6 protein-coding genes are annotated in these 4,112 nt (G+C 71.4%); all 6 read left to right on the top strand.

Going from position 1 to position 4,112, the window contains the following annotated elements; genetic code table 11:
- The first annotated feature begins 295 nt into the window (after positions 1–295).
- Complete coding sequence (locus VNO22_17815) at positions 296–529, top strand: ferredoxin (GenBank protein ID HXG63232.1); 234 nt, start codon at positions 296–298, stop codon at positions 527–529.
- Positions 526–993, top strand: a complete 468-nt coding sequence (locus VNO22_17810) for a hypothetical protein (protein ID HXG63231.1) — start codon at positions 526–528, stop codon at positions 991–993. Before VNO22_17815 ends, VNO22_17810 begins: the two co-directional genes overlap by 4 nt.
- Positions 994–1,101: 108 nt before the next feature.
- A complete protein-coding gene (locus tag VNO22_17805) occupies positions 1,102–2,118 on the top strand; it encodes an NAD-dependent epimerase/dehydratase family protein (protein HXG63230.1) in 1,017 nt (338 codons plus the stop codon).
- Positions 2,105–3,148 carry a dihydrodipicolinate synthase family protein gene (locus VNO22_17800; protein ID HXG63229.1) on the top strand — a complete coding sequence of 348 codons (1,044 nt, stop codon included), beginning with the start codon at positions 2,105–2,107 and terminating at the stop codon, positions 3,146–3,148. The genes VNO22_17805 and VNO22_17800 overlap by 14 nt, the downstream gene beginning before the upstream one ends.
- 22 nt (positions 3,149–3,170) lie before the next feature.
- The gene (locus VNO22_17795) at positions 3,171–3,710 is read left to right on the top strand and encodes a sigma-70 family RNA polymerase sigma factor (protein HXG63228.1); all 540 of its coding nucleotides are present in this window, start codon (positions 3,171–3,173) and stop codon (positions 3,708–3,710) included.
- Positions 3,711–3,765: 55 nt separating this feature from the next.
- A partial coding sequence (locus tag VNO22_17790; GenBank protein ID HXG63227.1) for a hypothetical protein occupies positions 3,766–4,112 on the top strand: 347 nt, incomplete at its 3' end.

Genomic DNA, 4,112 nt, shown 5'->3' with positions numbered 1-4,112 from the left:
ACAAATACGCTGTCGTGGAAGGGTTCGACACGCCTTACTTTCTTTCTCTCACCAAAAAGTAACATCAAGCCCCAGCGCGGTCCGATGGAACCCCAGCCCCTCCGAGGCCAGCGCCGCCGGGACTGACTCGAGCAATTTCTGCGTTCCGCAGGTTTCCCTTGACCCGGCCCGCCCGCCGCGGCATATATTGAAACTTGGTTTCATTGAAACGCAGTTTCATACGGGCGGCGCCCCAGCCAGCCGAAACCGGAGCCCGCCAGGGACGCCCGGCGGATCTCCTGCTTCGGAGGTGCACATGAACGACCCGCGTCCCGGCGACCCTCCCGCGGAGCGGAGGGTCTGGATTCTCGGCCCGTGCAGCACCTGCGGTCTCTGCGAGGCGATCGCCCCCGACGTCTTCGAAGTCACCCCCGACGGAAGCCGGATCCGTCCCGGAGCCCCGTCCGGGCTCCCCGCCGACGTCTTCGAGGCCGCCCGGCTCTGTCCGGACCAGGCGATCCGCCTGACCCCGGAAGGGGGCGTTCCATGACGCCGCGCCCCCTGTGGGAACTTTCCTGCGCCGCCAAGGACGCGGTCCTCTCCACCTCGTTCACCTGGCAGGAACTGGAGCTTCTGGCCCGGGAAGCCGGCGTCCCTCTCGAGGACGCCCTGCCCGGGGAAAGCCCCGCCCGCGCCCCGGCCGTCCTCAACGCCGCCCACAACGCCTGCGCGGATCGAAACCCGTTTTCGGAGCGCCTCCAGGACATCCTCGAGGCGGTCCACGAAGAGGCCGTCCTGCGGGTGGCCACGACGTCGACCGACGAGATCCTGGAGCGATGCCTCCAGGAGCTGGCCGATCTGCCGGTCCCGCTGGCGGGTTTCCTCTGGGCCGTCCTCACCGATCCGCGGGAATCGATGCGCCCGGCCGAAAGCTGCCTGCTTTGGAGGATCCACACCGAAGGGGCGCGCGCCCTGGCGTTCGGCCGGGTCGAGGTCATCGAGGTCGGGCCGTAAACGGCTCCCGCCGTCCGGCCGCGGCGGGAGATCCCCCGGCTCGAATTGAAGAGACAGCCGGACCCTTTCGTGCTTTATTGAGAGGGACTCCGCAGCCGGGGGATTCCGATGATCGAGACCGAGGAACAGCTCGAGGAAGCGCTCTCCCGTCCTCCGAAGGGCCTGGGCGAGGAGCTCGCGGCGCTCGGGGGCGACCTCGTGGTCCTGGGCGTCGGAGGCAAGATGGGGCCTTCGCTCGCCCGCATGGCGCGGCGCGCGCTGGACTCGGCCGGCTCCCGCGCCCAGGTGTTCGGAGCGGCGCGCTTCTCCAACCCGGCCGCCCGCGAGGCGCTCGAGCGCTGGGGCGTCCGCCCCCTGCGGGCCGATCTTCTCGAGCGCGACGACGTCCGGCGCCTCCCCGACGCGGCGGCCGTCGTCTTCATGGCCGGCATGAAGTTCGGCTCGACGGGCGCCGAGGCGGAAACGTGGGCCACCAACGCCTATCTGCCCGGTCTGGTCGCCGAACGCTACCCGCGCGCGCGGACGGTCGTCTTCTCGACCGGGAACGTCTACCCGTTCGTGACTCCCGAAAGCGGCGGGGCCACCGAGGAAACCCCGCCCGGCCCCGTGGGGGAGTACGCCCAGTCGGCCCTGGGCCGCGAACGCGTCTTCGAATACTTCTCGCGCCGCCGCGGCACCCCCACGGCCGTTTTTCGCCTCAACTACGCCGTCGAGCTTCGCTACGGCATCCTCCTCGAGATCGCCCGCAAGGTCCACGAGGGAATTCCCATCGACGTGCGCACCGGATACGTCAACGTCATCTGGCAGGCGGACGCCAACGCGACGGCCCTGCGCTGCCTGGCGGCCGCGGACTCGCCCCCTTCCGTCTGGAACGTCACCGGACCCGAGATTCTCTCCGTCCGCGATCTGGCCCGGAAATTCGGAGCGCTCCTCGGACGGGACCCCGTGTTCGAGGGGCGCGAGGAGCCGACGGCGCTCCTGTCCAACCCGGCCCGCGCCGTCGCCCGGTTCGGACGTCCGACCCCCGTCGAAAGCATTCTTCCCTGGGTGGCCCACTGGGTCCGGATCGGCGGCCGGACGCTCCATAAACCCACGCACTTCGAGACCCGCGATGGCAAGTTCTAGCCGGTTCCCTCGGCCTCCGGCCGGGATCCTCGCGCGGCTGCGCCGCGGCACGGCGATCCCCGCCCACCCCCTGGCCCTCACGCGCCGCCGAACGCTCGACGAGCGCCGCCAGCGCGCCCTCACCCGCTACTACCTGGCCGCGGGCGCCGGCGGGCTGGCCGTCGGCGTGCACACGACGCAGTTCGCGATCCGCGAGGCGGGGCTGTACCGTCCCGTGCTGGAGCTGGCGGCCGAGGAGACCCGCCGTCGCGCCCCCGACGCGATCCGGATCGCGGGCGTCGTGGGCCCGACTCCGCAGGCCGTCGCGGAAGCTTCCACCGCGCGCGAGCTCGGATACCACGCCGGACTCCTCAGCCTCTCGGCGCTCCGGGACGCCCCCGAAGACCGCCTTCTCGACCACGCGCGCGCCGTGGCGGAAATCCTGCCCCTCTTCGGCTTCTACCTTCAGCCTTCCGTGGGAGGGCGCGTGCTCCCCCACTCCTTCTGGCGCCGGTTCGCGGAGATCCCCAACGTCGTGGCGATCAAGATCGCCCCCTTCGACCGCTACCGGACGATCGACGTGGTCCGCGCCGTCGCCGAAGCCGGCCGCGCCGGGGACATCGCGCTCTACACCGGCAACGACGACTCCATCGTGGCCGATCTCCTCACCGAGTTCCGCGTGGGCGGGGCGCGCCAGCGCATCGTCGGGGGACTTCTCGGGCACTGGGCGGTCTGGACCCGCCGCGCGGTGGAGCTTCTCGAGGAAATCCACGCCGCCCCCGGGCCCACCCCCGAGCTTCTGGCGCGCGGCGCGGAAATCACCGACGCCAACGCCGCCTTCTTCGACGCGGCTCACGGTTTCCGCGGGTGCATCGCCGGCCTCCACGAGGTCCTTCGCCGCCAGGGACTGCTCGAGGGCATCGAATGCCTCGATCCTCACGAGGGGCTTTCGCCCGGCCAGAAAGAAGAAATCGACCGCGTCTATCGGGCCTACCCGCACCTCCACGACGACGACTTCGTCGCCCGCCACCGCGACGAGTGGCTGCGCTGACGCCCCGCGTATAATGGGCGAGGTGCGCGAGGACCCGACCGACCGGGAACTGGCCGAGCGCGCTCAGGGCGGAGGTCCCGGCGCGCGCGAGGCGTTCGCGACGCTCGTCCGGCGCCACTACGCGGCGGTGATCCGGTTCGTCCGCCGCATCTGCCCCCGGCCCGACGAGGCGGAAGACCTGACGCAGGAGGCGTTCCTGCGCGCGTGGGCCCAGATCGGCCGCTTCCGGGCCGGAACGAACTTCCCCGCGTGGGTCGTCACGATCGCGCGCTTTCTCGTCCTGGCCCGGCGAAAGGACATCCAGCGGAGGCCCGCCCCCGCTCCTCTTCACGCCGTGGAGGATCCCCCGGCGGCGCCCCTCCCGGAACCCCTGGAGCGCCTTCGCCGCGCGGTCGAAACCCTTCCGCCTCACCTGAGGGAAATCGTCGCCCTCCGCTTTTTCGACGGACTCGATTATCGCGCCATCGCCGAGCGGACCGGAGACAGCGAGGTGGCGCTCCGCTCGCGCCTCCACGACGCGCTCGAGAAACTCAAATCGGTGCTCCGCCATGCGCCGCGATGACCGCGAATTCCGGCCACGCGCCGCTCCCCGGCGGCTTTGATCCAGAGGAAACTCCATGAAGTGCCGCGAGATCACCAACGACGTCCTCCTGGACGCGGCCGCCGGAGCCGCGGGCCCCGGCGTGCGCGCCCACCTGGAGGCCTGCTCCCGCTGTCGAGCGGAGCTCGAGGCGGTCCGGGCTCTCGCCGAAGACCTCGAGCGCCTGGGACGCGCGCGCGCTTCCGGCGCCGACTCCCGTGCGCTCGACCGGCTTCTTCGAAAGCTCGACAACGCCCCGTCGCCCCGAAGGTCGCCCGCGATCCTCAGGCGCCTCCTCCTGGGATCGGCGGCCGGCGCCGCGGCGGCCGCCGCCGCGGCCGTCTTCCTCCTGTCGCGGCCCGAACCCGCACCCCGGGCGAACCA

It is taken from the genome of Planctomycetota bacterium, from assembly GCA_035574235.1.
In the GTDB taxonomy this organism is placed as follows: Bacteria; Planctomycetota; MHYJ01; order MHYJ01; family JACPRB01; genus DATLZA01.
The sequence above is the reverse complement of the archived record's forward strand: the minus strand, read 5'-3'. Positions and strand labels throughout refer to the sequence as shown.